At 71.7% G+C, this 3,204-nt stretch carries 2 protein-coding genes; both read right to left on the bottom strand.

Annotation, left to right across the window (positions count from 1 at the left end):
• The coding region (locus ACZ6O2_RS36390; protein WP_466026200.1) for a hypothetical protein at positions 1 to 323 on the bottom strand (323 nt) is incomplete at its 3' end.
• A 121-nt stretch (positions 324 to 444) separates the two neighbouring features.
• A partial coding sequence (locus ACZ6O2_RS36395; RefSeq protein ID WP_466026201.1) for an amino acid adenylation domain-containing protein occupies positions 445 to 3,204 on the bottom strand: 2,760 nt, incomplete at its 5' end.

A 3,204-nucleotide genomic window follows, 5' to 3' on the forward strand; every position in this document is an offset into this window, starting at 1 on the left:
CCCACCCGCGACACCAACACCCCGAACCCCGGATCACCCGCCACATCCACCCGCAACACACCACCCGACGACAGCCCCACCACCACCTCACCCTGACCGGTGTACCGGGCCAGCACTCCCACGACACCGGCCAGCACCACGGTGCCGGCAGACTCCCCACCCGCCAGGTCGGGCAGGTCCACCGCCCGGAACTCCGACGCGGCCCGGGCCGGCCACGTCGTCGGTCGACGCAGGTCGCCCACCAGGTCGAGGCCCTCGAAGTCGGTGCCGGTCCCGGCGCCACCCGCGGCCTGGGCCTGACCACCAACGAACCCGACAGACATGAGCCAACCTCCGATCAGGACCGGCGCCGCCTGCACGGGTACGCCGGGCGAGAGAACAACTCCGTGGACACGGGTGTCCGCGTCCACGGCATGACGAACAGTCCGGTGTGGACGGGTGAATTCAGTCGGCGGCGGGGGCCACCGCGGGTCCGGCTTCGAGGAAGCGCAGCATGTGGCCGTTCAGTTCCTCGGCGAAGCTGTACGGCAGGTAGTCGGTGCGGATGGTGACGCGCAGGAGGGCATGGTCGGCGCGGGGGAGCACCTCGACGGTGAGGCCGTTGGGCACCTCCCGGGCGTACGGGTCGACGACCTCCTCGGCCCGGCAGCCGGGCAGTTCCAGCGGAAGCACCACGTTGTCCTGGAACACGAAGGTCGGCAGGCTGGCGACCACCTCGCCGGAGAGCCCGGCGGCCGGGTCGTCGGCGGTCTCCGCGAAGGGGACGTCCTGGGCCTGCATGAGGTCGGTGATCGTCTCGTTGACCCGCAGGACCAGCTTGTCGTCCTCCGGCTCGTCGAACCGGACCCGGACGCAGTTGAGGTTCAGTCGGGTGGTGAAGGCGGAGTCGAGGACGCGGCTGCCCCGCTTCGCCACGACCATCAGCAGGCCGATGTCGTCCTGCTGGTGCACGGCGCGCAGCGCGGAGGCGAATGCGGCGACGAAGTAGCTGGAGCGGCTGAACCGCTGTTCCCGTGCCGCGCGGTCCCAACGGCGCATGACCTCGGGAGCGACCGTGACGATGTGTCCGGCCTTCGGGCCCCATGCGAGAGCCTGTTCCAGCGACGCCGTGGGCTGGCCGTGGCCCTGCCGGGGCAGGCCCCGCAACTGATCGCGCCAGTACGCCCGCTGGGTCTCCAGGTCGGCGGCCTCGCGCAGCCGGGTGTACTCGTCGTACGACTGGCGCAGCGTCGGTGCCGGCCGTTCCCAGACCGGAGCCGCACCCGCCAACCGTGCCGCGTACGCCTGGCCGAGGTCCCGCACCAGCAACGCGTACGACCAGCCGTCGAAGGCGATGTGATGGATGCCAACGCCGAACAGGATCCGGTTCGTGGACCGTTCGCGGATCAGGGCGGCCCGCCAGTTGCGGCCCTGGGTGTAGTCGAGGGGCTGCTGCACCGCCTCGGCCAGGTGGTCCAGCGCCTCCTGTTCGCTCGTGGCGTCGGTGAGCAGCCGCAGCTGCGGCATTCCCGGGTTCGGCGGAACGAGCGCCACCGGCGGGTCGACGCGTCGGTAGCGGGCGTGTAGCGCCTCGTGCCGGCGGTGCACGTCGCCCAGCGCGGCCATCAGCGCCCGCAGGTCCAGCTCACCCTCGATCCACCAGGTGACCGGGACGACGACCTCCAGGGGCGACATCAGGCACTTCGCGACCTGCTGCGCGAGCGGAACCGGGCCGGGGCGCTGACGGGTCTGACCGTCGGCCAGGCCGATGCCCGTACGGCGGGGGGCGGTGGTCAGCCAGTGGGCCAGCCCGTGCGGGGTGGGGGTGCGGTGGATCTGCGACACGGGTACGACCACGTCCGCGACCTCGTCGATGCGTGTGGCCACAGCGGCCGACTGCAACGACGTGCCACCCAGGTCGAAGAAGCTGTCGCGCGTGCCGACCCGGTCGATGCCGAGGACGGTGGCGAACACCCCGGCGACGAGCCGTTCCTCGTTCGTCGCCGGCTCGACGAACTCCACGTCCAGGTCGGGGCGCTGCGAGCCGGGTTCGGGCAGTGCCCGCCGGTCGATCTTGCCGGTGCCCCCGACGGGGAAGCGGTCGAGGACCATGATCACGGCCGGGACCATGTAGGAGGGCAGCACGGCGGCCGCGTGTTCGCGCAGCGCGCCTACTGTGGGGGTGCGGCCGTCGCGGCCGGTGACGTAGCCGACGAGGCGGGCGACACCCTGGTCTTCCCGGCGAACGACGACGGCGGCGCCGACGTCGGGGTGTTGGGCGAGGGTGGTTTCGATTTCGCCGAGTTCGATGCGGATGCCGTTGACTTTGACCTGGTGGTCCATGCGGCCGAGGATTTCGAGGGCGCCGGTGGTGTTCCATCGGCCGAGGTCGCCGGTGCGGTAGGCGGGGCCGCCGCCGTAGGGGTCGGTGACGAATCGCTGTGCGGTCAGCTCGGGACGGTTGAGGTAGCCGTCGGCGACGCCGAAGCCGGTGATGAGGATTTCGCCGGGGACGCCCATGGGCACGAGGTTCAGGTTCGCGTCGACCACACGGACCTGCCGGTTCGGCATCGGCCACCCGATCGGCACGTACGCGCCGCCCCAGCCGGCCGACGCGTCGAACCACGTACACGCCACGGCGATCTCCGCCGGCCCGTACGCGTTCAGCACCCGCGTGCCCGCAGTCAACCACCGCTGGGCCAGCTGCGGCGGGACGGCCTCGCCGCCGAAGATGATGCAGCGCAGGCCGGGACAGGCCGCCGGGTCGAGCGGGGCGATGTTGGTGGCCGGCCCGAACGTGTGCGTGACGTCGTGCCGGTTGATGAGCTCGGTGAGCCGGCGGGCGTCGAGCAGGTCGTCGCGGGAGCAGACCACCACGCGACCGCCACCCGTGAGCGTGGCGAAGACCTCCCCGAACGCGGCGTCGAAGACCGGTGCCGCCGAGTGCAGCATACGGCTGTCGGGGCCGATGGCGCATTCGTCGGCCATCCAGGCGAGGAAGTTGGTCAGTTTGTCGTGGGTCAGCACGACGCCCTTCGGGGTGCCCGTGGAACCGGACGTGTAGATCACGAACGCGGGCGCGGACGCCTCGACGGTCGGCAGGTCGACGGGCTGGTGTGCCTGCACGGTCGGCCAGTCGTCGTCCAGGGCGACCACCCGTACGCCGTCCTCGGCCGGGACGCGTGGGGCGACCGCGCCGACGGTGAGTACGACCCGCGCGCCGTG

Source organism: Micromonospora sp. NPDC048040 (assembly GCF_055587185.1).